The organism is Vibrio sp. 10N.222.55.C6, from assembly GCF_041473395.1.
In the GTDB taxonomy this organism is placed as follows: domain Bacteria; phylum Pseudomonadota; class Gammaproteobacteria; order Enterobacterales; family Vibrionaceae; genus Vibrio; species Vibrio crassostreae_C.
Genome location: NZ_JBFRSD010000418.1, coordinates 1 through 215 on the forward strand (window position 1 = coordinate 1; position 215 = coordinate 215).

Genomic DNA, 215 nt, shown 5'->3' on the forward strand with positions numbered 1-215 from the left:
TGTCCCATGCCTGAAGGGCCAATGCCACCGAACGGCGCATCTTCTGCAGCCACGTGTACTAGAGAGTCGTTAATACAAACACCGCCAGAATGCGTGTTCGATAAGAACTGATCTTGGATCTGTTTATCATGACTCATCAGGTATAGAGCAAGTGGACGTTCTCTGGTTGTGATGTAGTTAATCGCTTCTTCAATAGAATCATAAGGCACGATAGG

1 protein-coding gene is annotated in these 215 nt (G+C 46.5%); it reads right to left on the bottom strand.

What is annotated here, in order from left to right:
* On the bottom strand, positions 1-215 hold a 215-nt coding region (locus tag AB4486_RS24395; protein ID WP_372119219.1), incomplete at both ends, for an aldehyde dehydrogenase family protein.